The organism is Streptomyces sp. NPDC093546, assembly GCF_044765045.1.
GTDB lineage: Bacteria > Actinomycetota > Actinomycetes > Streptomycetales > Streptomycetaceae > Streptomyces.
The window spans coordinates 614,825-640,434 of record NZ_JBIWJG010000004.1 but is presented as its reverse complement, the minus strand read 5'-3'; the positions used below and the strand labels follow the sequence as shown (position 1 = coordinate 640,434).

At 71.3% G+C, this 25,610-nt stretch carries 28 protein-coding genes; 12 read left to right on the top strand and 16 right to left on the bottom strand.

Translation table 11 applies throughout. From position 1 onward, the window contains the following. Positions 1-241: hypothetical protein (locus ACIRNI_RS12600; protein WP_403550816.1), on the top strand; the 241-nt coding region annotated here is incomplete at its 5' end. 169 nt (positions 242-410) lie between these two features. Here ACIRNI_RS12600 and ACIRNI_RS12595 read toward each other — a convergent pair. After that, a complete protein-coding gene (locus tag ACIRNI_RS12595; RefSeq protein ID WP_403550814.1) occupies positions 411-1,052 on the bottom strand; it encodes a DNA-3-methyladenine glycosylase in 642 nt (213 codons plus the stop codon). Positions 1,053-1,137: 85 nt separating this feature from the next. On the opposite strand from ACIRNI_RS12595, the gene ACIRNI_RS12590 reads away from it, so the two are divergent. The 3 genes from ACIRNI_RS12590 (at position 1,138) to ACIRNI_RS12580 (ending at position 3,162) form a co-directional block, all read left to right on the top strand. Next, positions 1,138-1,920 carry a sporulation protein gene (locus tag ACIRNI_RS12590; protein WP_356646177.1) on the top strand — a complete coding sequence of 261 codons (783 nt, stop codon included), beginning with the start codon at positions 1,138-1,140 and terminating at the stop codon, positions 1,918-1,920. 45 nt (positions 1,921-1,965) lie between these two features. Then, positions 1,966-2,505, top strand: coding sequence for a YbhB/YbcL family Raf kinase inhibitor-like protein (locus ACIRNI_RS12585; protein WP_403550812.1), 540 nt, complete (start codon positions 1,966-1,968; stop codon positions 2,503-2,505). 144 nt (positions 2,506-2,649) lie between these two features. After that, the gene (locus tag ACIRNI_RS12580; protein WP_403550811.1) at positions 2,650-3,162 is read left to right on the top strand and encodes an HNH endonuclease; all 513 of its coding nucleotides are present in this window, start codon (positions 2,650-2,652) and stop codon (positions 3,160-3,162) included. A gap of 59 nt (positions 3,163-3,221) precedes the next feature. Here ACIRNI_RS12580 and ACIRNI_RS12575 read toward each other — a convergent pair whose 3' ends face one another. The 4 genes from ACIRNI_RS12575 to ACIRNI_RS12560 form a co-directional block, all read right to left on the bottom strand. Continuing rightward, entirely contained in the window at positions 3,222-3,995 is a 774-nt protein-coding gene (locus ACIRNI_RS12575) for a sulfite exporter TauE/SafE family protein (protein ID WP_403550809.1), read from the bottom strand. 67 nt (positions 3,996-4,062) lie between these two features. Beyond that, on the bottom strand, positions 4,063-5,013 hold the full coding sequence (locus ACIRNI_RS12570) for an SPFH domain-containing protein (protein WP_403550807.1): 951 nt from the start codon (positions 5,011-5,013) through the stop codon (positions 4,063-4,065). A 155-nt stretch (positions 5,014-5,168) separates the two neighbouring features. Beyond that, the gene (locus ACIRNI_RS12565; RefSeq protein ID WP_403550805.1) at positions 5,169-5,597 is read right to left on the bottom strand and encodes an NfeD family protein; all 429 of its coding nucleotides are present in this window, start codon (positions 5,595-5,597) and stop codon (positions 5,169-5,171) included. A 62-nt stretch (positions 5,598-5,659) separates the two neighbouring features. Further along, complete coding sequence (locus tag ACIRNI_RS12560; protein ID WP_403550804.1) at positions 5,660-6,451, bottom strand: ABC transporter ATP-binding protein; 792 nt, start codon at positions 6,449-6,451, stop codon at positions 5,660-5,662. 166 nt (positions 6,452-6,617) lie between these two features. On the opposite strand from ACIRNI_RS12560, the gene ACIRNI_RS12555 reads away from it, so the two are divergent. Further along, on the top strand, positions 6,618-7,406 hold the full coding sequence (locus ACIRNI_RS12555; RefSeq protein ID WP_403550802.1) for a hypothetical protein: 789 nt from the start codon (positions 6,618-6,620) through the stop codon (positions 7,404-7,406). A gap of 107 nt (positions 7,407-7,513) precedes the next feature. On the opposite strand, the gene ACIRNI_RS12550 is transcribed toward ACIRNI_RS12555, so the two are convergent. The 3 genes from ACIRNI_RS12550 to ACIRNI_RS12540 form a co-directional block, all read right to left on the bottom strand. Continuing rightward, positions 7,514-7,756, bottom strand: a complete 243-nt coding sequence (locus ACIRNI_RS12550) for a chaplin (RefSeq protein ID WP_355365356.1) — start codon at positions 7,754-7,756, stop codon at positions 7,514-7,516. 142 nt (positions 7,757-7,898) lie between these two features. Beyond that, entirely contained in the window at positions 7,899-8,561 is a 663-nt protein-coding gene (locus ACIRNI_RS12545) for a response regulator (protein ID WP_403550800.1), read from the bottom strand. Continuing rightward, positions 8,554-9,720, bottom strand: coding sequence for a GAF domain-containing sensor histidine kinase (locus ACIRNI_RS12540; RefSeq protein ID WP_403550797.1), 1,167 nt, complete (start codon positions 9,718-9,720; stop codon positions 8,554-8,556). Before ACIRNI_RS12540 ends, ACIRNI_RS12545 begins: the two co-directional genes overlap by 8 nt. Before the next feature lie 184 nt (positions 9,721-9,904). Between ACIRNI_RS12540 and ACIRNI_RS12535 the strand changes: the two genes are divergently transcribed. The 3 genes from ACIRNI_RS12535 (at position 9,905) to ACIRNI_RS12525 (ending at position 12,721) form a co-directional block, all read left to right on the top strand. After that, on the top strand, positions 9,905-10,609 hold the full coding sequence (locus ACIRNI_RS12535; RefSeq protein WP_403550795.1) for an SDR family NAD(P)-dependent oxidoreductase: 705 nt from the start codon (positions 9,905-9,907) through the stop codon (positions 10,607-10,609). Next, a complete protein-coding gene (locus ACIRNI_RS12530) occupies positions 10,606-11,688 on the top strand; it encodes an S-adenosylmethionine:tRNA ribosyltransferase-isomerase (RefSeq protein ID WP_403550793.1) in 1,083 nt (360 codons plus the stop codon). Before ACIRNI_RS12535 ends, ACIRNI_RS12530 begins: the two co-directional genes overlap by 4 nt. A gap of 301 nt (positions 11,689-11,989) precedes the next feature. Continuing rightward, positions 11,990-12,721 carry a transglycosylase SLT domain-containing protein gene (locus tag ACIRNI_RS12525; protein WP_403550791.1) on the top strand — a complete coding sequence of 244 codons (732 nt, stop codon included), beginning with the start codon at positions 11,990-11,992 and terminating at the stop codon, positions 12,719-12,721. A gap of 92 nt (positions 12,722-12,813) precedes the next feature. Here ACIRNI_RS12525 and ACIRNI_RS12520 read toward each other — a convergent pair whose 3' ends face one another. Then, entirely contained in the window at positions 12,814-15,435 is a 2,622-nt protein-coding gene (locus ACIRNI_RS12520) for an FHA domain-containing protein (protein WP_403550789.1), read from the bottom strand. A gap of 386 nt (positions 15,436-15,821) precedes the next feature. Here ACIRNI_RS12520 and serB point away from each other — a divergent pair, with 386 nt between their 5' ends. After that, positions 15,822-17,027 carry a phosphoserine phosphatase SerB gene (gene serB, locus ACIRNI_RS12515; protein ID WP_403550788.1) on the top strand — a complete coding sequence of 402 codons (1,206 nt, stop codon included), beginning with the start codon at positions 15,822-15,824 and terminating at the stop codon, positions 17,025-17,027. Positions 17,028-17,143: 116 nt separating this feature from the next. Here serB and ACIRNI_RS12510 read toward each other — a convergent pair whose 3' ends face one another. The 4 genes from ACIRNI_RS12510 to ACIRNI_RS12495 form a co-directional block, all read right to left on the bottom strand. Beyond that, positions 17,144-17,662, bottom strand: a complete 519-nt coding sequence (locus ACIRNI_RS12510) for a SixA phosphatase family protein (RefSeq protein ID WP_403550786.1) — start codon at positions 17,660-17,662, stop codon at positions 17,144-17,146. 57 nt (positions 17,663-17,719) lie between these two features. Beyond that, entirely contained in the window at positions 17,720-17,932 is a 213-nt protein-coding gene (locus ACIRNI_RS12505) for a hypothetical protein (RefSeq protein ID WP_403550784.1), read from the bottom strand. 197 nt (positions 17,933-18,129) lie between these two features. Beyond that, entirely contained in the window at positions 18,130-18,240 is a 111-nt protein-coding gene (locus ACIRNI_RS12500) for an SGM_5486 family transporter-associated protein (protein WP_355365492.1), read from the bottom strand. A 27-nt stretch (positions 18,241-18,267) separates the two neighbouring features. Continuing rightward, positions 18,268-19,668 carry a CynX/NimT family MFS transporter gene (locus ACIRNI_RS12495; protein WP_403550783.1) on the bottom strand — a complete coding sequence of 467 codons (1,401 nt, stop codon included), beginning with the start codon at positions 19,666-19,668 and terminating at the stop codon, positions 18,268-18,270. 79 nt (positions 19,669-19,747) lie between these two features. Here ACIRNI_RS12495 and ACIRNI_RS12490 point away from each other — a divergent pair, with 79 nt between their 5' ends. After that, the gene (locus ACIRNI_RS12490) at positions 19,748-20,440 is read left to right on the top strand and encodes a FadR/GntR family transcriptional regulator (RefSeq protein ID WP_403550781.1); all 693 of its coding nucleotides are present in this window, start codon (positions 19,748-19,750) and stop codon (positions 20,438-20,440) included. An 8-nt stretch (positions 20,441-20,448) separates the two neighbouring features. Here ACIRNI_RS12490 and ACIRNI_RS12485 read toward each other — a convergent pair whose 3' ends face one another. The 3 genes from ACIRNI_RS12485 to fabG all read right to left on the bottom strand — a co-directional run bounded on the left by ACIRNI_RS12485 (position 20,449) and on the right by fabG (position 22,477). After that, positions 20,449-20,775, bottom strand: coding sequence for a hypothetical protein (locus ACIRNI_RS12485; RefSeq protein WP_403550779.1), 327 nt, complete (start codon positions 20,773-20,775; stop codon positions 20,449-20,451). Between the two features lie 213 nt (positions 20,776-20,988). Then, complete coding sequence (gene fabI / locus ACIRNI_RS12480; RefSeq protein ID WP_355365392.1) at positions 20,989-21,756, bottom strand: enoyl-ACP reductase FabI; 768 nt, start codon at positions 21,754-21,756, stop codon at positions 20,989-20,991. A 4-nt stretch (positions 21,757-21,760) separates the two neighbouring features. Beyond that, the gene (fabG, locus tag ACIRNI_RS12475) at positions 21,761-22,477 is read right to left on the bottom strand and encodes a 3-oxoacyl-[acyl-carrier-protein] reductase (RefSeq protein ID WP_355365395.1); all 717 of its coding nucleotides are present in this window, start codon (positions 22,475-22,477) and stop codon (positions 21,761-21,763) included. A 210-nt stretch (positions 22,478-22,687) separates the two neighbouring features. On the opposite strand from fabG, the gene ACIRNI_RS12470 reads away from it, so the two are divergent. Continuing rightward, positions 22,688-24,211, top strand: a complete 1,524-nt coding sequence (locus tag ACIRNI_RS12470) for a TldD/PmbA family protein (protein ID WP_355365398.1) — start codon at positions 22,688-22,690, stop codon at positions 24,209-24,211. Further along, positions 24,208-25,599 (top strand): metallopeptidase TldD-related protein, encoded by a 1,392-nt coding sequence (locus ACIRNI_RS12465; RefSeq protein ID WP_403550777.1) that lies wholly within the window; start codon positions 24,208-24,210, stop codon positions 25,597-25,599. Before ACIRNI_RS12470 ends, ACIRNI_RS12465 begins: the two co-directional genes overlap by 4 nt. Positions 25,600-25,610 lie beyond the last annotated feature (11 nt).

The following is a 25,610-nucleotide window of genomic DNA, read 5'->3' as shown; positions in this document are numbered from 1 at the left end:
CCATCCGAAGATGGACGGGGTATCAACTAATCTGGCGTTGATTTTTGGCACGCTGTTGAGTTCTCAAGGAACGGACGCTTCCTTTGTACTCACCCGCAGAGACTCTCTGGGGCTTTCCTCCGGGCGCTTCCCTTCGGTGTTTCCAACCTTACCAGATTCTTTTTCCGTTCCGTTTCCGGTTCGGATTCAGTTTCCGGTGGCCGTTGGAGGGCCTTTGCCTTTCGGCGCTCCATCACTTTAGACCATTTCCTTGGCGGCTCATAATCGAGCCGCTGGAGAAATTCCGGCATGCCGGAATCCCGACCCATTCGGGAGACGATCTTCGGTGGTGGATGGCCGCGTCCAGGGGGCTCGAACGGCACGCCCTGCTCTCGCAGCTCGGTAGACATTAGGCGCTTCCGCGCCGCAAGTCAAGCCCTCCTCCGGCGCGGGACGTGCGCGCGGTACGGGCTCACCGTCGGGTCGCCGTCGATCCAGAAGCGCCAGGGGTGGGTGGCGCCGTCTCCGCTCACTCCGGTGCGGGGGCCCGTGCGGATCTGGTCGGTGGGAGCGGGGGTGCCGGTCAGTACGGAGAGGGGGGACTCGGGGCCGGCGCAGGCGTCGGTGCCGTCGAGGGTGCGGTCGACGTCCAGGGCGGTGGCGAGGCGGGCCGGGCCCTTGGCCAGTTCTCGATCGTTCCGGGCTGAAGCACGGCGCTTCCTGGCCAGCTCGTGACCGGTTTGGATCTCGCCGGCGCGCAGGAGGACACCGCTGGCATGACCCTCGGGGCCGCACACCAGGTTCAGGCAGTGCCACATGCCGTAGGTGAAGTAGACGTAGGCGTGACCGGGCGGGCCGAACATGACCGCGTTGCGCGCGGTGCGGCCGCGGAAGGCGTGGGAGCCGGGGTCGGCTTCGCCCGCGTACGCCTCGACCTCGGTGAGGCGGAGCTCGATGGGGCCGTCGTCCGTCAGCCGTACGAGCACGCGGCCGAGGAGGTCCGGCGCGACCTCCAGTACGGGTCGGTCGAAGAAGGAGCGCGGGAGCGGCGTACGGTCGGGGCTCTCGATCATGTCGTACGAGCGTAGTGGGGGACGGGCTACCGTCATGGCGCGTTTCCGCGTACGGGAAGAACCAGAAGGACGAGAAGGAGCGAACATGGGGTTCAAGAAGCTGCTCGCGAGCCTGGGTGCGGGGGGTGCGTCCGTCGAGACGGTGCTCACCGAGGCGAACGTCGTGCCGGGCGGGGTCGTCCAGGGCGAGGTGCGGATCCAGGGCGGCACGGTGGACCAGCGGATCGAGGCGCTGTCGGTCGGGCTGCAGGCGCGGGTCGAGGTCGAGGGCGGCGATCAGGAGGTCAAGCAGGACATCGAGTTCGCGAAGGTCCGGCTCGGCGGGGCCTTCGAGGTGCAGGCCGGGGCGGTGCACGTGGTGCCGTTCGGGCTGGACATCCCGTGGGAGACGCCGGTCACGATGATCGCCGGGCAGCACCTGCGCGGGATGGACATCGGCGTGACGACCGAGCTGGAGATCGCGCGGGCCGTGGACTCGGGCGACCTGGACCCGATCAACGTCCACCCGCTGCCGGCGCAGCAGGCGATCCTCGACGCCTTCATCCAGCTGGGCTTCCGCTTCAGGAGCGCGGACATGGAGCGGGGGCACATTCGCGGGACGCGGCAGCGGCTGCCGTTCTACCAGGAGATCGAGTTCCTGCCGCCGCAGCAGTACCGGGGGCTGAACCAGGTCGAGCTGTCCTTCGTCGCGGACGAGCGCGAGATGGACGTCGTGCTGGAGATGGACAAGAAGCCGGGCCTGTTCAGCGAGGGCAGCGACTCGTACCGGGCGTTCAAGGTGGGGCTGAACGACTTCCGGAACACCGACTGGGTGGCGTACCTCAACCAGTGGCTCGCCGACGTCGGTGGCCGTCGCAACTGGCTCTAGGGTCGGTACGGAAAGCTCCGGACGACCGAAAGGGAGGTTCACAGCGTGGCAGAGGGGAAGAGGGCGCCGCTCCCTCACGACTTCCATCCGCCGGTGCCGTCGTTCACGGTGGTGAGCAAGGACATCGCGCCGGGAGCCGTGCTGGCGGACGCGCAGGTCTACGCCGAGGGGAACACCTCGCCGCATCTGCGGTGGGAGGGCTTCCCGGTGGAGACGAAGAGCTTCGCCGTGACGTGCTTCGACCCGGACGCGCCGACCGGGAGCGGGTTCTGGCACTGGGTGCTGTTCGACATTCCGGCGTCCGTCACCGAGCTGCCGGCGGGTGCGGGCAGCGGTGCGTTCGAGGGGCTGCCCGAGGGGGCCGTGCACGTACGGAACGACTACGGGTCGCGGGACTTCGGCGGTGCGGCGCCGCCGGCCGGGGATCCGGCGCACCGGTATGTGTTCACCGTGTACGCGGTGGACCAGGAGAAGCTGGGTCCGGACGCGGACGCCTCGCCCGCGGTGGTGGGGTTCAACCTGCGGTTCCACACGCTGGCGCGCGCGCAGCTGATCGGTGAGTACGCGGCTCCCGCGGAGTCCTGACGTTCGCTCGTTGTTTGCCCGCTTCTGGTCTTGGAGAGATCAGAAGCGGGCATTTTTTATTGCGTTGTCCAACCCGGCCAGCCCGGCCAGAGTTGATCCAAGCCCGCCAGGGGGGTGGGCCGGCACACGGGAGGTGGGCGAGCGATGCGGGACACGCTGGTACTGAATGCGAGCTTCGAGCCACTGTCGACAGTGACGCTCAACCGTGCGGTGGTGCTGGTGCTGCAGGACAAGGCCGTTGTCGAGCAGTCCCATCCGCGCCTTCGTGTGCGTGCGGCGGAGGTTGAGCTGCCGGTGCCGCGGGTGATCAGGTTGTGCCGGTATGTCCGGGTGCCGTTCCGAAGACAGGCGCCGTGGTCGCGGCGGGGTGTGCTGGTGCGGGACCAGCACAGGTGCGCGTACTGCGGGAAACGCGCGACGACCGTGGACCATGTGGTGCCGCGGGCGCAGGGTGGGGGCGACAACTGGCTGAACACGGTGGCGTCCTGCGCGGAGGACAACCACCGCAAGGCGGACCGTACGCCGGAGCAGGCGGGGATGCCGTTGCTGCACCAGCCGTTCGTACCGTCTCCGGCGGACGCGATGCTGCTGGCTCTGGGGGTGCGGGACCGCGCGGAGTTGCCGGAGTGGCTCGCGACGCAGGCGGCGGCCGCGTAGGCGAGGCTGCCGCCCGGTGAAGAGGAGCCCGTCTCGGGTCGAGGCGGGCTTCTTGCGTGTCAGCTCCTGGTGACGAGCTGGACGATCGCGAAGAGGCCCACGGCGATGATCAGCGCGCGGAGCGCGGTCGGGGGGAGGCGGCGGCCGACCTTGGCTCCGATCTGGCCGCCGATGGTGGAGCCGACGGCGATGAGCAGGACGGCGGTCCAGTCGAAGTGGGCGACGAAGAGGAAGAACAGCGCGGCGATGGAGTTGACGACGGCCGCGAGGATGTTCTTGGTGGCGTTGAGTCGCTGCAGGGTGTCGTGGAGCAGCATGCCCATGAGGGAGAGGTAGATGATCCCCTGGGCCGCGGTGAAGTAGCCGCCGTAGACGCTGGCGAGGAGCAGGCCGACGAAGAGCGCCGGGCCGCCGGCGGGGTCGCCGGTGGCCTCGCCCTGGCGCTCCCGGCGCCGCTGGACGGCCCGGGAGATGCGGGGTTGCAGGACGACCAGGACGAGGGCGAGCCCGACGAGGACGGGGACGATCGTCTCGAAGGCGGTCTCGGGCAGGAGCAGCAGCAGGACGGCTCCGCAGAGTCCGCCGATGGCCGCGGCCGTGCCGAGGCGCAGGATGCGGCGGCGCTGGCCGGTGAGTTCGGCGCGGTAGCCGATGGCGCCGCTGATGGAGCCGGGGATGAGGCCGAGGGCGTTGGAGACGGTGGCCGTGACGGGCGGGAGGCCGGTGGCGATCAGCACCGGGAAGGTGATGAGCGTTCCCGAGCCGACGATGGTGTTGATGGTGCCCGCGCCGATGCCGGCGGCGAAGACGGCGAGCATCTCCCAGATCGCCACGGTGCGTCGCCGCCCTTCGTGCGGGATCGGTGCTTGGTGCACTGATCATGCACGAAGGGCGGGCGCGTCAGTCGACCGGGGGCTCTTCGCGGCGCTGTTGCGGCGGCTGCTTGGCGGCGCCGCCGGTGTTGAAGCCGGGGGTGCCGTTGCCCATGTTGCCAAAGGCACCGGAGAGGCCCTTGAGGGCGTCGCCGATCTCGCTGGGGACGATCCAGAGCTTGTTGGCGTCGCCTTCGGCGATCTTCGGGAGCATCTGGAGGTACTGGTAGGAGAGCAGCTTCTGGTCCGGGTCGCCGGCGTGGATGGCTTCGAAGACCGTGCGGACGGCCTGGGCCTCGCCCTCGGCGCGCAGGGCGGCTGCCTTGGCCTCGCCTTCGGCGCGGAGGATGGCGGACTGCTTCTCACCCTCGGCGGTGAGGATCTGTGACTGGCGGATGCCCTCGGCGGTGAGGATGGCGGCGCGCTTGTCGCGGTCGGCGCGCATCTGCTTCTCCATCGAGTCCTGGATGGAGGTCGGGGGCTCGATGGCCTTGAGCTCGACGCGGTTGACGCGGATGCCCCACTTGCCGGTGGCCTCGTCGAGGACGCCGCGCAGGGCCGCGTTGATCTCCTCGCGGGAGGTGAGGGTCCGCTCCAGGTCCATGCCGCCGATGATGTTGCGGAGGGTGGTGACGGTGAGCTGCTCGATGGCCTGGATGTAGCTGGCGACTTCGTAGGTGGCGGCGCGGGCGTCCGTCACCTGGTAGTAGATGACGGTGTCGATGTTGACGACCAGGTTGTCCTGGGTGATCACCGGCTGGGGCGGGAAGGGGACGACCTGTTCGCGCAGGTCGATCCGGTTGCGGATCGAGTCGATGAACGGGACGACGATGTTGAGGCCCGCGTTGAGCGTGCGCGTGTAGCGGCCGAAGCGCTCCACGATGGCGGCGCTGGCCTGCGGGATGACCTGGATCGTCTTGATCAGGGCGATGAAGACGAGCACCACCAGGATGACCAGGACGATAATGACTGATGGCATCGTGTTCCCCGTGTCCTTCGCTGCCGCGGTTGCTTTCGGTGATCGAGTTTCCCAGACGGCGGGGGGTGGCGTGCGCCGTTCTGTGGGGTTGACCGGGTTCCGTCACATGTCGATGTGGCACGTTCCGTGCGCCCGTGTGCCTCGCTGACGTTCCCTCACATGACCACGGCGGTCGCTCCGTCGATCTCGACCACGTCCACCTGCTGCCCCGGTTCGAAGGCCTGGTCGGCGTCGAGGGAGCGGGCGGACCAGACCTCGCCGGCGAGCTTGATCCGGCCGCCGCTGCCGTCGACCCGTTCCAGTACGACCGCCTGGCGGCCTCTCAGCGCGTCGACGTTCGTGGCGTGTTGGGGCCGGCCGTCGCGGTGGCGTGCGGCGATGGGGCGTACCACCGCGATGAGGGCGACGGAGACCGCGGCGAACACCACGACCTGGGCCACCACGCCCAGGCCGAGGGCCGCGGTGAGGGCTCCGGCGATCGCGCCGACGGACAGCATTCCCAATTCCGGCATCGCGGTCAGGACGAGTGGGATGCCGAGTCCCACCGCGCCGATCAGCCACCAGACCCATGCGTCGATGTCCACATCGTCATGGTAGGACCGGAGCCCGGTTCGCCGACAGGGCGCGGTGGGTGGGGGGTTGGGACCTAGGAGAGGGGCAGTCCCTGGGCCGTGTAGCGCTCGCCGACGTGCTCGACGACCAGGGGGAGGCCGAAGCAGTGGGAGAGGTTGCGGGAGGTGAGCTCCGTCTCCACGGGGCCGGCGGCGAGGACCTTGCCCTGACGGATCATCAGGACGTGGGTGAAGCCCGGCGGGATCTCCTCGACGTGGTGCGTGACCATGATCATGGAGGGCGCGTACGGGTCGCGGGCCAGGCGGCCCAGGCGGCGGACCAGGTCCTCGCGGCCGCCGAGGTCCAGGCCGGCGGCCGGCTCGTCGAGGAGCAGCAGCTCGGGGTCGGTCATCATGGCGCGGGCGATCAGGGTGCGCTTGCGCTCGCCCTCGGAGAGGGTGCCGAACCTGCGGTCCAGGAACTCGGTCATGCCGAGGCGGTCGAGGAAGGCGCGGGCGCGCTGCTCGTCGACGGCGTCGTAGTCCTCGCGCCAGGTGGCCGTCATGCCGTACGCGGCGGTGAGGACGGTCTGCAGGACGGTCTGGCGCTTGGGCAGCTTGTCGGCCATGGCGATGCCGGCCATGCCGATGCGGGGGCGCAGGTCGAAGACGTCGACCTTGCCGAGCCGCTCGCCGAGGACGGTGGCGGTGCCGGCGCTCGGGAAGAGGTAGGTGGAGGCGACGTTGAGGAGGGTGGTCTTGCCGGCGCCGTTGGGGCCGAGGATCACCCAGCGCTCGCCCTCCTTGACCGACCAGGAGACGTCGTCCACCAGAGCACGTCCGTCGCGGACCACGGATACGTCCACCAGCTCCAGTACATCGCTCATGAGCGCGTTGTCTCCCCTATGCGGTCTGTCGGGTCTTGTGGTCGCTCGCGCCTGTGGGCGCGGCTCCCAGGGGAAAACCTACGCCACCGGTGCGGCGGGGCGGTCGTTAGGGGCGGTTCGGGGCGGTGGCCCGGGGGGTGCCCGGGCCAGTGCCTAGGGTGGGGGCATGCTTTCGGAACCACGTTCAGGACGGTTGGCCGCATGGGGGAACGCCCTGCTGGCCGGGTTGGTCTCGCCCGACGAGGCCGTGCTCGCGATTGTCGGGGACGACGCGGTGCACCGCGTGGAGGGGCTGCCGGGCGAGGCGGGGCCGGTCGGGCTGACACTGGCGCTGGGGCGGCTGCGGGCGCTCGGGGTGACCGGGTGGCGGGTGGCGCTGCCGGCGCCGGGGCATCCGCTGGGGCTGAGCGGGCCGCCGGAGTTCAACGCGCGGGCGCTGGAGGCGGAGGAGGCGGTGGTCGGGTACGGGGCCGGCTTCGGGCTCGTACCCGAGGTGTGCGAGGCGGGGCCGGCCGGGGACGTGCACGTCGAGGTGGTGTGGCACTGCCTGCCGGTGCGGGAGGCTCCGCCGGCGGACGTGCCGTCGCTCGGGGAGGCCGAGCGGGAGCTGGCCGAGGCGCTGCGGGAGGCGACGGTGGTGCTGACGCGGCTGGATGTGGCGGCGTCGGGCCCGGTGGCGGAGGCGGCGCTGGACGCGTACCGGGCGCGGGCGGAGGTGGGGCGCGAGGTGCTGGCGCCGGGGTATCCGCCGCGGGCGGTGCGGGTGCTGGAGCTGGCGCAGCGGGTGGCGTTCCTGGTCTCGCTGGCGTACGGCAACGGGCACGGCGGGGCGGTGAGCGCGTCGGAGATGGCGGCGCGGACGGCGGCGCTGCGGCCGGTGGAGCGGGTGGCGCGGCGGGCGCAGGTGGCGGCGTTCAACGCGTATGTGGAGGAACGGGAGCGCGGGCGGGGGTGAGGGCCCCTGTGGTGCGGAGTTCCGCCCCGAGGAACCGGGGTCGGGCCGGGCATGGCGACGGCCCCCAGGTGGGGGCTGGGGGCCGTGGCGTGGGGCCGGCGTCAGCGTCAGTGGTTGACGGACGTGTTGCCGAAGGCCGGGTTCAGCGCACCGATGACGTTGACGCTGTTGCCGTTGACGTTCACCGGGACGTGGACCGGGGCCTGGATCAGGTTGCCGGAGCCGACGCCCGGGGAACCGATGGCGGCACCGTCCGCGTGCGCGCCGGTGGCGGACGCGGCGCCCGCGGCGGCGGCGACCAGCCCGCCGGCGAGCAGGGTCACGGTGGCGGCCTTCTTCAGGTTCTTCACTTCTGGAATCCTCCGTTGGACATCGCTGCGGAGATCACCGCAGCACGCCCTGGAGAACGGCCGCACGCCCCCCAGGTTGCGCCGAGTGGGTGACATACACACGACGGTATGAATCTCTGACTTATATGGGGCTGCCGGTTGACTAGCCCGCCAGGCCGTGGCGCACCGCCCACAGCGCCGCCTGGGTGCGGTCCGCGAGGTCCAGCTTCATGAGGATGTTCGAGACGTGGGTCTTGACCGTCTTCTCGGAGAGGACCAGCGCGCGGGCGATCTCGCGGTTCGAGCGGCCGTCGGCGATCAGCCCGAGGACCTCGCGCTCCCGTTCGGTGAGGGTGCCGCCGCGGCCCGTGCCGCCGTTGCCCTCGTCCTGACTGAGGAGCGCTCCGGCCACCTCCTGCTGGAGGAGGACATGGCCCGCGTGGACGGAACGGATGGCACCGGCCAGGGCGTCCGGGTCCACGTCCTTGTACACGTACCCGGAGGCGCCCGCGCGCAGGGCGGGCACGACGGTGCGCTGCTCGGTGAAGCTGGTGACGATCAGCACCTTCGCCGGGTTGGCCTGCTCGCGCAGCTTGCGCAGGGCCTCGATGCCGTCCATGCCCGGCATCTTGACGTCCATGAGCACGACGTCCGGGCGGAGCTCCTCCGCGCGGGCCACGCCCTCGGCGCCGTCCGCCGCCTCCCCCACGACCTCGATGTCGTCCTGGACCTCCAGGAAGGTGCGCAGTCCGCGGCGGACCACCTGGTGGTCGTCGACCAGCAGGACGCGGATGCCGGTCTTCGCCTTGTGCGCGGCGTCAGCCACCGGGGACCTCCATCTCGATCGTGGTGCCCTTGCCGGGCTCCGACTGGACCGTGAGCTTTCCGCCCACGCCGCTCGCCCGGTCCCGCATGGAGACCAGGCCGAGGTGACGGCCCGCCCTGCGGACCGTGCGCGGTTCGAAACCCTTGCCGTTGTCGGCGACGCTGAGGAGAGCGCCCTGGCCGTGCCGGCGGAGGGAGACGGACACCAGCTCCGCGCCGGAGTGGCGCAGGGCGTTGTGCAGGGCCTCCTGGGCGACGCGGAGGACGGCCTCCTCCTGGGCGGCCGGCAGGGCGCGTATCCCCCGGGCGTCGAAGGTGACGTGCGCGCTGTGGGCGCGGTCGAGGACCTGGATCTGCGTGCGCAGGGTGTGGACGAGGCCGTCCTCGTCGAGCGCGGCCGGCCGCAGCTCGACGACCGCGGCGCGCAGCTCGTCCGCGGCTTCGGCGGCGAGCGCGGCGACCTGCTGGAGCTCGCCCTTGGCGCGGGCCGGGTCCCGGTCGACGAGGGCGGCCGCGGCCTGGGCCGTCAGCCGCAGGGAGAAGAGCTTCTGGCTGACGGCGTCGTGCAGCTCGTGGGCGAGGCGGGAGCGCTCCTCGGCGATGGTGAGCTCGCGGCTGCGCTCGTACAGCCGGGCGTTGGTGAGGGCGATCGCGGCGTGCTGGGCGAGGATGCCGAGCAGTTCCTCGTCCTCCTCGGTGAAGCCGCAGCGCTGCTCGGCGCCGGCGGGTCGGGCGCAGCGCTTGTTGGCGAGGAACAGCGCGCCGATCGTCTCGTCGCCGTCCCGGATCGGCAGCCCCAGGAAGTCGGCGAGGTCGGGGTGGGCGTCGGGCCAGCCCTCGAAGCGGGGGTCCTTGCGGACGTCCGCGAGGCGCTCGGGCTTCGCCTCGTGGAGCATCGCGGCGAGGATGCCGTGCTGGCGGGGCAGCGGGCCGATCGCCTTCCACTGCTCCTCGCTGACGCCGTCCACCACGAACTGGGCGAAGCCGCCGTGGTCGTCGGGCACGCCCAGCGCGGCGTACTCGGCGTCCAGCAGCTCGCGGGCCGAGGAGACGATCGTCTTGAGGACGTCGCGCACCTCGAGGTGCCTGCTCATCGCCAGCAGGGCGGTGCTGACGGCGGCGAGGCCGGAGCGGGGCGGTCGCTCTCGTCGATCGGTCATGTGTTCACGTTACCGGTGGGGTGTGACAGTCCGTATCCGACCGGGGACGGCGGCCTGCTGGGTCCGCGGGCCTAGGCCGAAGTCCCGGTCCGGTCGAGTCCTTGGGACGAGGCGGCGGGCGGCGTGCGCGTTCGAGGCTGGGGGCACCGAGACGGACCCGACGCAAGCGAAGGGGATGGGTGTCATGGCTGTCGCGATCATCACGGGGGCGTCCAAGGGACTCGGGCGCGCGCTCGCCGGGGAGCTCGCCCGGGAGGGCTGGGACCTGGTGCTGGACGCCAGGACTGCCCCCGTACTGGAGGAGAGCGCGCGGGTGGCGAGGGCGTACGGGACGCGGGTGGTGACGCTGCCCGGGGACGTGACGGACGCGGCGCACCGGGCGGCGCTGGTGGCGGCGGCGCGGGAACTGGGCGGGCTGGACCTGCTGGTGAGCAACGCCAGCGCGCTGGGCGCCGAGCCGCTCGTCCGGCTGGACGCGTTGCCGCTCGCGGGGCTGCGGGCGGCGCTGGAGACCAATGTGGTCGCCGCCCTCGGCCTCGTACAGGAGGCGCTGCCGCTGCTGCGGGCGGGCGCGGAGGGCGGGGCGGTGATCGCGGTCAGCTCGGACGCGGCCATGGAGGCGTACGAGACGTGGGGCGGGTACGGGGCGTCGAAGGCGGCGCTGGACCTGCTGGCGGCGGTGCTGGCCGTCGAGGAGCCGGGGCTGCGGGTGTGGGCGGTGGATCCGGGTGACATGCGGACGGACCTGTACCAGGCGGCCGTCCCCGTCGACGACGACTCGGACCGTCCCCGTCCGGAGTCGGTGGCGCCGGCCTTTCTGCGGCTGCTGGCGGAGCGGCCGGCGAGCGGGCGTTACGCGGCGTCCGCCCTGCTGGGGGTGGGGGCGTGACGGCGCCGGTGCACGGGCTGGACGCGCTGCGGGTGCCGGAGGAGCTGTCCGCGCGGGTGCCCGCCGAGCAGCGCGGGAGCGGCCGGGACGACGTGCGGCTGCTCGTGTCGCAGGGTCTTGCGGTGTCGCACCGGGCCTTCCGGGAGCTGCCGGGGCTGCTGCGGGCCGGGGACGTGCTGGTGGTGAACACGTCGCCGACGCTCGCGGCCGCCGTCAGCGGGCGGATCGGCGCGGAGGCCGTGGTCGTGCACTTCTCGACGTACGGGGACGACGGGCGCTGGGCCGTGGAAGTGCGCGCGCCGGACGGGCGGGGCAGCACCCGGCCGCGCGCCGGGGGTCCGGTCGGCGGGGTCGTACGGCTGCCGGGCGGCGCCCGGCTCGTACTGGAGGAGCCGCTGGTGGCCGGTGGGTCGCGGCTGTGGTGGGCGTCGGTGTCGTCGGTGACGGTCGGCGTGCCGGAGCTGCTGTCGCGGTACGGGCGGCCCATCCGGTACGGGTACACCGAGCGGGACCAGCCGCTCGCCGCGTACCAGACGGTCTTCGCGCGGCCCTCGCCGGACGGGGCCGGCTCGGCGGAGATGCCGAGCGCGGCGCGGCCCTTCACGGCGGGGATGGTCGCGGAGCTGGTGAGCCGGGGGGTGCAGTTCGCGCCGGTGACGCTGCATACGGGCGTGGCGTCGGCGGAGGCGCACGAGCCGCCGTACCCGGAGCGCTTCGCGGTGCCGGCGGCCACGGCGTGGCTGGTGAACGCGGCCCGGGCGGCCGGGGGCCGGGTGGTGGCCGTGGGGACGACGGCGGTGCGGGCACTGGAGTCGGCGGTGGGCGCGGACGGGGTCGTAGGGGCGGCGGCGGGGTGGACGGACCTGGTGGTGACGCCGGGGCGCGGGGTGCGGGTGGTGGAGGGGCTGCTGACCGGGTTGCACGAGCCGCGGGCCTCGCACCTGCTGATGCTGGAGGCGGTCGCGGGGCGGGAGGCGCTCGAGCGCGCCTATGCCCAAGCGCTGCGGGGCCGGTATCTGTGGCACGAGTTCGGGGACGTACATCTGCTGTTGCCCGAGGCGCTACCGGGCACTCACTGAGTGCATTGCTCGTGCAACAGATGGTGAGGCTGTTACACGGCCGATGTGAGCCCGCGCATAGGACGCAGGTCACTTACGAAGCGGCGTAGTGGTGATGTAAGGACCGGATCAGCCCTGGTTGAGGGGGTGGCGTGGGCGATTTGTGCCGCTTGGCGCCACCTCCTGATCCACTACCTCGGATCGTACGTCACACCTTTGCCAGGGGTTTTTGCGCCAGCTAAGAATTGCAGCCGTTGCCCGCCGAGCAGGCGCAGCGCCACCCGGCCAGGCGACGTCCCGCGATTCGAAGAGGTACGACTGCATGTCCGCGTCCAGGACCCCCGGCTTCAGCCGTCTCAAGAAGAACCACAAGAAGCTTTCCCTCGCCGGCGTGGCCGCCATCGGCGCCGTCGCCGTGGCGTTCAGCGCCGTTCCGAGCAACGCTTCCCCCGCGAAGACCGTCGAGCCGCAGGCCGTTGCCGCCGTCGCTCCGGTCGCGTGGGGTGGCAAGCAGGCCGCCGGCACCCTCCAGCTGGGCATCAACGACCAGCTGACCACGATCGAGCTCAAGGCGAAGGCCGATGCCGCCGCCGCGAAGGCCCAGGCCGCTGCCGCCGCCAAGGCCAAGGCCGCCGCCGCCGCCAAGGCGAAGGCCCAGGCCGAGGCCGCCGCGAAGAAGCGTGCCGCCGCGAAGGCCGCCGCCAGCCGCGCCGCCGCCCGCAAGCCGGTGTACGCGAACAACCTCGACGGCTGGATCCGCGAGGCGCTCGACATCATGAAGAAGCACAACATCCCGGGCACCTACGAGGGCATCCACCGCAACATCATGCGGGAGTCCAGCGGTAACCCGAACGCGATCAACAACTGGGACATCAACGCCATCAACGGCGTCCCGTCGATCGGTCTGCTCCAGGTCATCAAGCCGACCTTCGACGCGTACCACATCCCGGGCACCAAGAAGAGCCAGTGGGACCCGGTCGCCAACATCGTCGCCGCCTGCAACTACGCGGCCGACCGCTACGGCTCCATGGACAACGTCAACAGCGCCTACTGAGGCCGCTGAAGCGGTGTACTCATGCGCCGGAGGGCGGCACCCCGTGCGGGGTGCCGCCCTCCGGCGTCTGCGTCTGCGTCTGCGTCTGCGGGTTACTTGCGCATGACCTCCGGCTCGTGGCGGCGCAGCAGGCGCGCCACGATCACGCCGCAGAGGGCGCCGAGGGCGAGGAGCGCGCCCATGTCGACCATCCACATACCGATCTCGTGGTCCCACAGCGGGTCGGTGTCGGTCGGGTCGTCCTGGTTGGGGAAGAGGACGTTCAGCTGGGCGGTCGTGCCGGCGGCGGCCACGGCCCAGCGGGACGGCATGAGGTACGAGAACTCGTTGACGCCGACCTGGCCGTGCAGGGTGAACAGGCAGCCGGTGAAGACGACCTGGATGATCGCGAACATCACCAGCAGCGGCATGGTCTTCTCGGCGGTCTTCACCAGCGAGGAGATGATCAGGCCGAACATCATCGAGGTGAAGCCGAGCGCCATGATCGGCAGGCTCAGTTCCAGGCGTACGAGGGACGAGCCGAAGATCAGGCCCTCGTCCGGCACCTCACGCATGCCGAAGCCGATGCCGCCGATGATCGCACCCTGCAGGATGGTGATCAGACCGAGGACGATCACCTTCGACATCAGGTACGCCGAACGTGACAGGCCTGTGGCCCGTTCCCGTTCGTAGATGACCCGTTCCTTGATCAGTTCTCGTACGGAGTTGGCCGCACCGGCGAAGCAGGCGCCCACCGCGAGGATCAGCAGGATCGTGGCCGCGCTGCCGTTCGGGCCGCGTGGGCTGGGCCGGAGCCCGTAGTTCGAGCTGATCAGCGTGGAGACCACGCCGAGGACGGCCGGCAGGATCACCATCAGCGCCATGAAGCCCTTGTCCGACGCGATGACGGACAGGTAGCGGCGGATCAGGGTCCACAGCTGCGCGCCCCAGCCCTGCGGCTTGGGCGGGCGCATCGCCTGGGCCGGCGGCATCTGGACGGACTGCGGGGCGACGGCGTCGAGGTCCGCGGCGTACATCTGGTAGTGCTGCGAGCCCTTCCAGCGGCCCGCCCAGTCGTAGTCGCGGTAGTTCTCGAAGGCGGAGAAGACGTCGGCCCAGGTCTCGTAGCCGAAGAAGTTGAGCGCCTCCTCCGGCGGGCCGAAGTACGCCACCGAGCCGCCGGGCGCCATGACCAGCAGCTTGTCGCAGAGCGCGAGCTCGGCGACGGAGTGCGTGACGACGAGGACCGTGCGGCCGTCGTCGGCCAGGCCGCGCAGCAGCTGCATGACGTCGCGGTCCATGCCCGGGTCGAGACCGGAGGTCGGCTCGTCCAGGAAGATGAGCGACGGCTTGGTCAGCAGCTCCAGGGCGACGGAGACGCGCTTGCGCTGGCCGCCGGAGAGGGCGGTGATCTTCTTGGTCTTGTGGATGTCGAGCTTCAGCTCGCGCAGGACCTCGTCGATCCGCGCCTCGCGCTCCTGCTCGGTGGTGTCGGCGGGGAAGCGGAGCTTCGCGGCGTACTTCAGCGCGGTCCGGACGGTCAGCTCCTTGTGCAGGATGTCGTCCTGCGGGACCAGACCGATGCGCTGACGCAGCTCGGCGAACTGCTTGTACAGGTTCCGGTTGTCGTAGAGGACGTCGCCCTGGTTGGCGGGGCGGTAACCGGTGAGCGCCTTGAGCAGCGTGGACTTGCCGGAGCCGGAGGGGCCGATCACCGCGATGAGCGACTTCTCCGGGACGCCGAAGGAGACGTCCTTCAGGATCTGCTTGCCGCCGTCGACCGTGACGGTGAGGTGGCGTGCGGAGAAGGAGATCTCACCGGTGTCGACGAACTCCTCGAGGCGGTCGCCGACGAGCCGGAACGTCGAGTGACCGACACCGACGGTGTCGTTCGGGCCGATGAGCGCCGAGCCCGACTTGGGCAGCGGCTGGCCGTTGACGTACGTGCCGTTGTGCGAGCCGAGGTCGCGGATCTCGAAGCGGCCGTCGGGGGTCGCGTGGAACTCGGCGTGGTGGCGCGAGACCTGGAGGTCTGAGACGACCAGGTCGTTCTCGAGCGCACGACCGATGCGCATCACGCGGCCGAGGGCCACCTGGTGGAAGGTGGTCGGGCTCCGGTCACCGCCGTAGGCCGGCGGGGCCCCCGCCGCGCCGCCGCCCTGGGCCGGGACCTTCGGGGCGTACTGCTGCTGGGCGGGGCCGGCCGGGGCTGCCGCGCCGCCGCCGTGCGAGCCGTGCTGCTGCTGGTGCGGTACGTGGGGCTGCTGCACCTGCTGCGGATGCTGAGGCTGCTGCCAGCCCTGCTGCTGAGGGGCGGCGGCAGGCGCCTGATGCTGCTGCTGGGACCAGCCCTGCTGCTGAGCCTGGTGGGGCTGCTGCGGGTGCTGGGGCCCTGGGGAGGCCTGGGGCATCTGCGGGGCCGCGCCCTGTGCGTTGTACGCGGCGGCACCCGTGAGATTCAGCCGCGGGCCGTCGGTGGCGTTACCGAGGTGGACGGCCGACCCGGGGCCGAGCTCCATCTGCTGGATCCGCTGGCCCTGCGCATAGGTGCCGTTGGTGGAGCCGTGGTCCTCGATGAGCCAACTGCGGCCGTCCCACCTGATCGTGGCATGCCGCCACGAGACCCTTGCGTCGTCGATCACCAGGTCGCCCTGCGGATCCCGACCAAGGCTGTACGACCTGGACGCATCGAGCGTCCAGGTCCTTCCGTTCAATTCCAGTACGAGTTCCGGCACTCCATGCCCCACTAGTTGTCCCCCGAGTGACCCCCGTCGCGGGGAGTCTAGGGATGCGAACATCGTGGGAACTATTTCAGGCCCGGTCCCGTATTCGAAAGTCGGGCGGTGTGAAGAGGCCGCGCAGGCCTGCGCGATGGCACCCCCGACTGCGTACGGATCAGGATCGAACAGGGCAACTCGGATCTCCGTGGGAGTCGTTCGCACAGTACGGAATCGGTGGCGCCGGGACGCCACGCATACCGGGCCGGCTACGGAATCCGCAGGACCGGCACCACGCGCGGGTGGCCGGAGGGCGGGGGCCGGCCCGGCGGGGCTCGCACGGCTGTCCGGCACTCGGGACAGGGGAAGCCCGGGCCGCGTGGGCCGGATACGGTGGAGGGACCATGAGCGCATCGCAGACCTCCGACGTACCCACCCTTCTCGTCAAGATCTTCGGGAAGGACCGGCCCGGGATCACCGCCGGGCTGTTCGACACCCTCGCCGCCTTCTCCGTCGACGTGGTCGACATCGAGCAGGTCGTGACCCGGGGCCGCATCGTCCTGTGTGCGCTCGTCACCGAGCCCACGGTGAGCACGGAGGGTGAGCTGCGGGCCACCGTCCACAGCTGGGCGGAGTCGCTGAAGCTCCAGGCGGAGATCATCTCGGGTACGGGCGACAACCGGCCGCGCGGCGTCGGCCGCTCGCACGTCACCGTGCTGGGACACCCGCTGACCGCCGAGAACACGGCGGCCATAGCGGCCACGATCACCGGGACCGGCGGGAACATCGACCGCATCTTCCGGCTGGCGAAATATCCGGTGACGGCGGTGGAGTTCGCCGTGTCCGGTACGGAGACGGAGCCGTTGCGCACCGCCCTCGCCACCGAGGCCGCCGAGATCGGCGTGGACGTGGCCGTCGTGTCGGCGGGGCTGCACCGCCGCGCCCAGCGGCTGGTCGTGATGGACGTCGACTCCACGCTCATCCAGGACGAGGTGATCGAGCTCTTCGCGGCGCACGCCGGCTGCGAGGACGAGGTCGCCGAGGTCACCGCCGCGGCCATGCGCGGTGAGCTGGACTTCGAGCAGTCGCTGCACGCGCGCGTGGCGCTGCTCGCCGGGCTGGACGAGTCGGTCGTGGACAAGGTGCGGGCGGAGGTCCGGCTGACGCCGGGCGCGCGCACCCTGATCCGTACCCTCAAGCGGCTCGGCTACCAGGTGGGGGTGGTGTCGGGCGGCTTCACCCAGGTCACGGACGACCTGCAGGCCCGGCTCGGGCTCGACTTCGCCTCCGCCAACACGCTGGAGATAGTCGATGGCAAGCTGACCGGCCGCGTGACCGGCGAGATCGTCGACCGGGCGGGCAAGGCGCGGCTGCTGCGCCGGTTCGCCGCCGAGGCGGGCGTGCCGCTGGCCCAGACCGTCGCGATCGGCGACGGCGCCAACGACCTGGACATGCTCAACGCGGCGGGGCTGGGCGTGGCCTTCAACGCCAAGCCGGTCGTACGCCGCGCCGCGCACACCGCCGTCAACGTGCCCTTCCTCGACACGGTCCTCTACCTGCTGGGGATCACGCGCGAAGAGGTCGAGGCCGCGGACGGCGGCATGGCCTAGGGGGTGCGCGATCGCGTGACCGAGGGGGCCCGGACACCGAGCGGGTGTCCGGGCCCTTTGTCGTTCGTACGGGTGGAAGGGCCGGGGTGCGAAGGCCCAGGTGGCGAAGGGCCGGGTTACTCGTGCGGCGCCCAGTAGCCGGTGAGCGTGCCGACGCCGTGTTCCACCGACTTCCAGGAGCCGGCGAACTCCACGACCGCGAACGCGGCGGTCGGGAAGCCGCCCCGGCTCATCCGGGCCAGCGTGTCCCCCTCCGCGGTCCCGGCCAGGGCATCGGCGAGGGCGTGCATGCCCGGGTTGTGGCCGATGACGAGGACGTTGTCCACTTCGTCGGAGGTCTCGTTGAGCAGCGCGATGAGTTCGCCGAGCGAGGCTTCGTAGAGCCGCTCCTCGTACACGGTCTTGGGGCGGTGGGGCAGCTCCGACACCACGAGCTTCCACGTCTCGCGGGTCCTGACCGCAGTCGAGCACAGGGCCAGATCGAAGGTGATGCCCGTCTCGGCGAGCCGACGGCCGGCCACGGGTGCGTCCTTGCGGCCTCGGTCGGCCAGCGGCCGCTCGTGGTCGGACACCTGGGGCCAGTCGGCCTTCGCATGCCGGAGTAGCACGATCCTGCGGGGTGTATCGACGCTCATGGCCCCAGCTTCGCATGAAAGCCGCCACGGGGCGCAGGGTGTTGACCGGCTCTCCCCTCAGAGGGAGAGCGTCTGTTGGATGTGTTCGAGTATGCGTCCCACCGCTGGGTCCCCACCCGCCGCATGCGCCTCACGGCCCCCGGTGATCAGCACCAGCAGGGCGGCGAAGGCCAGCACCGGAAGGGTGAGGGCCCACCAGGTCAGCCGGGTGCCGACGCTTCCGGTGACGCCGCCGGTGGCGTGGGGCCGGGGGTGCGTACGAGCCGACATGGCCGCCTCCGTGGGTGCGTGGTCCGGAACCCGTGCTCCGGAATCCGTGGTCGTGGTCCGCGAGTACGCAGGGCCGCGGGGCCCGGCGTCTCGACGTACCTCAGACGTTACGGATCACGCAGGCCCCGGCCCATCCGGTGATCCACCCACTTCACCCTGAGCCCGGCCCCCTAGGGGACCGGGGGCTAGCCCCAGTGTCAGGGCGAGGCGATCGATGCGACGATGCCGATGATCAAGCCGATCAGCAGCATCGCGCCGAGCACACCGAGCAGCTTCTTCTGACCGTTCTGGGGGTTCGGGTCAAGCACAGGTTCCATGCCGCCCAGTCTCGCACCTCAGATTTCGTCCTCGATCGTGCGGTCCCGTCCGGCCAGGATGCCGACTGCCATCTGCGGCACCATCAGCCCGGCCATGAGGGCCAGCGGCACGTCCCAGCCGCCGCTGTGCTGGTAGAGCGCGCCGACCAGCGTCGGGCCCGGGATGGAGATGAGGTAGCCGACGCTCTGGGCGAAGGCGGAGAGCCGCACGACACCGCCACCGGTGCGCGAGCGCATGCCGATCATGGTGAGGGCGAGCGGGAAGGAGCAGTTCGAGACGCCCAGCAGGACCGCCCAGAGCCACGCCCCGCCGGCCGGGGCGAAGAAGAGGCCCGCGTATCCGCCCAGCCCGCACAGGCAGAGGGCGACCACGATGGGGCCCTGGTTCTTCATCCGGCCAGCCAGCCGGGGGATGACGAAGGCGAGCGGCACGCCCATCACCATCGTCACGGCGAGCAGGACGCCCGCGGTACCGGCGGAGACACCGGCGTCGCGGAAGATCTGCGGCATCCAGCCCATGGTGATGTACGCGCCGGTGGCCTGGAGCCCGAAGAAGACGCCGAGCGCCCAGGCGGTCCGGCTCCGGGTGATCCGCACGGTGGGCGCTCCGGCGGAACCGCCCGCCGCGGCACCACGCTCCGCCGTGCCACCCGCCGTGCCTTCCGCCTGGCGCTCCCCCGCGCCCTCCGCCGTCGCGGCGCTCCGCCCCCGGTCGCGTACGAGCGGCAGCCACGCCAGGGCCGCGAGGGCGGCGAGGGCCGCCCACACCCCCAGGCCCGTGCGCCAGCTGCCGCCCAGCGCGTCCGTCATGGGGACGGTCGCGGCGGCCGCGAGGGAGGTGCCGAGGGCCAGGGCCATCGAGTACAGGCCGGTCATGCTGCCGACCCGGTCGGGGAAGTAGCGCTTGACGATCACCGGCATCAGGACGTTGCTGAGGGCGATGCCCATCAGCGCGAGGGCGCTGGCGGCGAGGAAGGCCGCCGTACCGCCGGTGAAGGGCCGGACGGCCAGGCCGAGCGCGATGGCGGCCATGCCGGCGAACACGACCGCCGCCGGCCCGAAGCGGCGGGCGAGCCGGGGCGCGGTGATGCCGAAGACGGCGAAGCACAGCGGTGGTACGGAGGTGAGCACGCCGGCCACGCTGCCGCTCATGTGCAGCCCGTCGCGCACCTCTTCGAGGAGGGCGCCGAGGCTGGTGATGGCGGGGCGGAGGTTCAGCGCGGCGAGGACGAGTCCGAGGATGAGGAGCCGGGGCAGCCAGACGGCGGCCTTCCGCCCGGGCACGGTCGCCTCCTGGCCGCCCTCGGGTGCTGAGGCCGAGCCCATAGCGCCGGCTTGCCGGGGTACCGGCGAGGAGGTGGCGGTCGTGGTCGGGGTCGGCTTCGTCGTCGTGGTCTGGGTCAGCGGCTCGTCGGACATGGAAGCATCATAGAATCATGGGATGATTGGCTGTCCAATCCTCGTCAGCCACTTTCCGCCACCACGCCGAGGAGCACCCATGGCGCTCAACACTCCCCGCCGGTCCGGGCTCACCGATCAGGTGATCGCCGAGCTCCGCAACCAGATCACCTCGGGCGAGTGGCCGGTCGGTTCGCGTATCCCCACCGAGCCGGAGCTGGTCCAGCAGCTGGGAGTGGCCCGCAACACGATCCGTGAGGCGGTCCGCGCGCTGGCGCACAACGGCCTGTTGGACATCCGCCAGGGCTCGGGCACGTACGTCATCGCGACCAGCGAACTGGCCGGGGTGATGCACCGCCGCTTCTCCGGCGCCGACCCGCGGCACATCGCCGAGCTCCGCTCCACGCTGGAGTCGGCGGCCGCGCGCCTGGCCGCCGAGCGCCGCACCGACCGGGACATGAAGCAACTGGACGCCCTGCTCGCGCGGCGTGAGGAGGCCTGGGAGGCGGGCGACGCGGAGCGGTTCGTGGCGGCGGACTCGACGTTCCACCTGGCCGTGGTGGCGGCCTCGCACAACGACGTCATGACGGAGCTCTACGCCGACCTCGGCCATCTCGTACGCGACTGGCTGCGCGACGACGTGGGGCAGGAGCTGCGCCCGGAGTACCACATGGACCACGCGCGGCTGGTGGAGGCCATCCGCGCGGGCGACGCGGAGCGGGCGGCCTCGGAGGCGGCCGGCTACCCCTTCATGTGCCTGCGCGGATCCAGCGCGGCGGGGGAAGCACCGTAGGGCCGGGCTCAGCCGCGTACCGGCTCGTGAGTGATCCAGGCGGCGCGTACCTCTTTCCAGCACCGCTCGGTCAGCTCGGCGTAGGCGGTGGGGCCCACCTCGACGGCGGCACTGTCGGAGTCGATGTCCCACCAACGGTCGCACTCGACGTGCAGCCGGACCCGATCCGTGTGGGGGTAGGGGTTGTGACAGTGCGCGGTGACGCGGGAGCCCTCGACCGCGGTACGGCACGAGGCGACGTACCGTTCGTGGTTTTCGGCATAGGCCTGGGCGCTGAGGGCGGGCCCCCACAGGAGTGCCGCCACGGCCGCCAGGGCCAGGTGCTTCGTACGCACAGCCACACCTCCTCCCCGATCAACGGACACGAATATCCGTTCTGCACCAGTGTGCCGTGATCGCGGCGACTCTTCGACTCGAGCACCGGCCCGAGCCACACACGAAGGCCGCGCACAGGGCCACACACGAAGGCCACGCACGAAGGGCCGCGCCCCCGTCCGTGGCGGGGTGCGCGGCCCTTCGGGTCACCGGTTGCGCGTGACGCGGTGGGCTCAGGCGCCCATGATGTGCACGCCGCCGTCGACGTGGACGATCTCGCCGGTCGTCTTCGGGAAGAAGTCCGACAGCAGCGCGACGACACCGCGGCCGGCCGGCTCCGGGTCGGACATGTCCCACTGCAGCGGGGAGCGCTCGTCCCAGACCTTCGCGAGGTCGCCGAAGCCCGGGATGGACTTGGCGGCCATCGAGCCGATCGGTCCGGCCGAGATGAGGTTGCAGCGGATGTTCTGCTTGCCCAGGTCGCGGGCGAGGTAGCGGCTGGTGGCCTCCAGCGCGGCCTTGGCCGGGCCCATCCAGTCGTACTGCGGCCAGGCGTACTGCGCGTCGAAGGTGAGGCCGACGACGGAGCCGCCGTTCTGCATCAGCGGCAGGCAGGCCATGGTCAGCGACTTCAGCGAGAAGGCGGAGACGTGCATCGCGGTCGCCACCGACTCGAACGGCGTGTTGAGGAAGTTGCCGCCGAGCGCGTCCTGCGGGGCGAAGCCGATGGAGTGGACGACGCCGTCGAGGCCGCCGAGCTCCTCGCCGACCACGTCCGCGAGGCGGTTCAGGTGCTCGTCGTTGGTGACGTCGAGCTCGATGACCTTGGCGGGCTTGGGCAGCTTCTTGGCGATGCGCTCGGTCAGCGTGGGCCGCGGGAAGGCCGTCAGGATGACCTCGGCGCCCTGCTCCTGGGCCACCTTGGCGGTGTGGAAGGCGATGGACGACTCCATCAGCACACCGGTGATCAGGATCCGCTTGCCCTCGAGAATTCCGCTCATGTGATCAGTGACCCATGCCCAATCCGCCGTCAACCGGGATGACGGCTCCAGTGATGTACGAGGCGTCGTCGGACGCGAGGAACCGTACCGTGGCGGCGATCTCCTCGGGCTGCGCGTAGCGGCCGAGCGGCACCTGGGCGACGATGCCCGCGCGCTGCTCCTCGGTCAGCACCTTGGTCATGTCGGTGTCGACAAAGCCGGGTGCGACGACGTTGAACGTGATGTTGCGCGATCCCAGCTCACGGGCGAGCGAGCGCGCGAAGCCGACGAGCGCGGCCTTGGAGGCGGCGTAGTTCGCCTGGCCGGCCGAGCCGAGCAGGCCGACCACGGAGGAGATGAGGACGACGCGGCCCTTCTTGGCGCGCAGCATGCCGCGGTTGGCACGCTTGACCACGCGGAAGGTGCCGGTGAGGTTGGTGTCGATGACGGAGGTGAAGTCCTCCTCCGACATGCGCATCAGCAACTGGTCCTTGGTGACACCGGCGTTGGCCACCAGCACCTCCACCGGACCGTGCTTCTCCTCGATCTCCTTGTAGGCCTGCTCCACCTGCTCGGCGTCGGTGATGTCACACCTGACCGCAAGGAACCCTGCGTCGGCGAGCTCTGCCGGATCGCCGGACCGGTACGTGATCGCGACCTTGTCGCCGGCGTCGGCGAACGCGCGGGCGATGGCGAGGCCGATGCCCCGGTTTCCTCCGGTGACAAGAACCGAGCGGCTCAACAGATCACCCTTTCCCTTGCATGGTGCGGTACCCCGAAAACCTATCGGTCCGCCGGGGCGTACGCGGAATCGCCCTCCGACAGTGGCGTACGGGCCGCACTGTCGGGTCCCTACAGAAAGCCCCTCCCGCGATCACGGAAAGCACTGGGCAGGGAACCGTGCGGCGCGACATGATCGGGGACGACCGGTCTCATACGACAGGAGACATTCGTGCCTCATTCCATCGACGAAGCCTTCACGGCGCTGCCGCTGCGGGCCCTCGCCGACGCGGCGCTCGCGCGGGCCCGGGCGCTCGGCGCCGAGCATGCCGACTTCCGTTTCGAGCGCGTACGCAGTGCCTCGTGGCGGCTGCGGGACGCCAAGCCCGCCGGGTCGTCGGACACCACGGACCTCGGGTACGCGGTGCGGGTGGTGCACGGCGGGGCGTGGGGGTTCGCGTCGGGCGTGGACCCGACCATGGACGCGGCCGCGAAGGTCGCCTCGCAGGCCGTGGCCATGGCGAAGCTGTCGGCGAAGGTCATCGCGGCGGCGGGCTCCGACGAGAGGGTCGAGCTCGCCGACGAGCCGGTGCACGCGGAGCGCACGTGGGTCTCGGCGTACGAGATCGACCCCTTCACCGTGCCGGACGCGGAGAAGAGCGCGCTGCTGGCGGAGTGGAGCGCGCGGCTGCTGCGCGCGGACGGGGTGGCGCACGTGGACGCGTCGCTGATGACCGTCCACGAGAACAAGTTCTACGCGGACACGGCCGGGACCGTCACCACGCAGCAGCGCGTACGGCTGCACCCGCAGCTCACGGCGGTGGCGGTGGACGCGACGACCGGTGAGTTCGACTCGATGCGGACGCTCGCGCCGCCGGCCGGGCGCGGCTGGGAGTACGTGACCGGCACCGGCTGGGACTGGGACGCGGAACTGGAGCAGATCCCGGAGCTGCTCGCGGAGAAGATGCGGGCGCCGAGCGTGGAGGCGGGCAGGTACGACCTGGTCGTCGACCCGTCGAACCTGTGGCTGACCATTCACGAGTCGATCGGGCACGCCACCGAGCTGGACCGGGCGCTCGGCTACGAGGCGGCGTACGCGGGCACCTCCTTCGCCACCTTCGACCAGCTCGGCAAGCTGGTGTACGGCTCGCCGATCATGAACGTGACGGGCGACCGGACCGCCGAGCACGGCCTGGCGACGATCGGGTACGACGACGAGGGCGTCGAGGCGCAGAGCTGGGACCTGGTCAAGGACGGTGTCCTCGTCGGCTACCAGCTGGACCGGCGGATCGCGAAGCTGACGGGGCTGGGCCGGTCGAACGGCTGCGCCTTCGCGGACTCGCCGTCGCACGTGCCGGTGCAGCGGATGGCGAACGTCTCGCTCCAGCCGGAGCCGGGCGGCCTGTCGACGGAGGACCTGATCGGGGGCGTGGAGCGCGGCATCTACGTGGTCGGCGACCGCTCGTGGTCGATCGACATGCAGCGCTACAACTTCCAGTTCACCGGGCAGCGGTTCTTCCGCATCGAGAACGGGCGGCTGGCCGGTCAGCTGCGCGATGTCGCGTACCAGGCGACGACGACGGACTTCTGGGGCTCGATGGAGAAGGTCGGCGGCCCGCAGACGTACGTCCTGGGCGGCGCCTTCAACTGCGGCAAGGCCCAGCCGGGCCAGATCGCGGCGGTCTCGCACGGCTGCCCGTCGGCCCTGTTCCGGGGCGTCAACATCTTGAACACCACGCAGGAGGCCGGTCGATGAGCCCCGTCAGCAAGCCGTACGAGATCGTCGAGCGGGCCCTGGAGCTGTCCCGCGCGGACGGGTGCGTCGTCATCGCGGACGAGCAGTCGTCCGCGAACCTGCGCTGGGCGGGCAACGCCCTGACGACGAACGGCGTCACCCGGGGGCGGACGCTCACCGTGATCGCCACCGTCGACGGGGCGCAGGGCACCGCCTCCGGTGTCGTGTCCCGGTCCGCGGTCACGGCCGAGGACCTGGAGCCGCTGGTGCGGGCCGCCGAGGAGGCGGCGCGGGCGGCCGGGCCCGCCGAGGACGCGCAGCCGCTGGTCTCCGGGGCCGAGGCGTCGCCGGACTTCACGGACGCGCCCGCCGAGACGTCCTCGGCGGTCTTCGGGGACTTCGCGCCCGCGCTGGGCGAGGCGTTCGGCCGGGCCCGCGCGGGCGGCCGCGAGCTGTACGGGTTCGCGTACCACGAGCTGACGTCCACGTACCTGGGTGCGTCGACGGGCCTGCGGCTGCGGCACGACCAGCCCTCGGGGACGCTGGAGCTCAACGCCAAGTCGCCGGACCGGACGCGCTCGGCGTGGGCGGGGCGTGCGACGCGGGACTTCAAGGACGTGGATCCGCTGGCGCTGGACGCGGAGCTGGCGCGGCGGCTGGGCTGGGCGGAGCGGCGGATCGAGCTGCCCGCCGGGCGGTACGAGACGCTGCTGCCGCCGACGGCCGTGGCGGACCTGCTGATCTACCAGATGTGGTCGTCGGCGGCGCGGGACGCGGCGGAGGGGCGCACCGTCTTCTCCAAGCCGGGCGGCGGCACGCGGCTCGGCGAGACGCTCTCCCCGCTGCCGCTGACGCTGCGCAGCGACCCGCACGAGCCGGGCCTGGAGTCCGCGCCGTTCGTGATCGCGCACGCGTCGGGCGACGACTCGTCGGTGTTCGACAACGGGCTGCCGCTGGAGCCGACCTCGTGGGTACGGGAGGGGCGCCTGGAGCGGCTGATGACCACGCGGCACAGCGCCGGGCTCACGCGCCTGCCGGTGGCTCCGGCGATCGGCAACCTGGTGCTGGACGGCGGGGGCGAGCGGTCGCTGGAGGAGATGGTGTCCTCCACGCGGCGCGGGCTGCTGCTGACCTGCCTGTGGTACATCCGCGAGGTCGATCCGGCGACGCTGCTGCTGACCGGGCTGACCCGGGACGGGGTGTACCTGGTCGAGGACGGTGAGGTCGTCGGCGAGGTGAACAACTTCCGGTTCAACGAGTCGCCGGTCGACCTGCTGTCGCGGGCCACCGAGGCCGGACGGACCGAGAAGACGCTGCCGCGTGAGTGGAGCGACTGGTTCACCAGGGCCGCGATGCCGCCGCTGCGGGTGCCGGACTTCAACATGAGTTCGGTCAGTCTGGGCGTGTGACCCCCATAGAC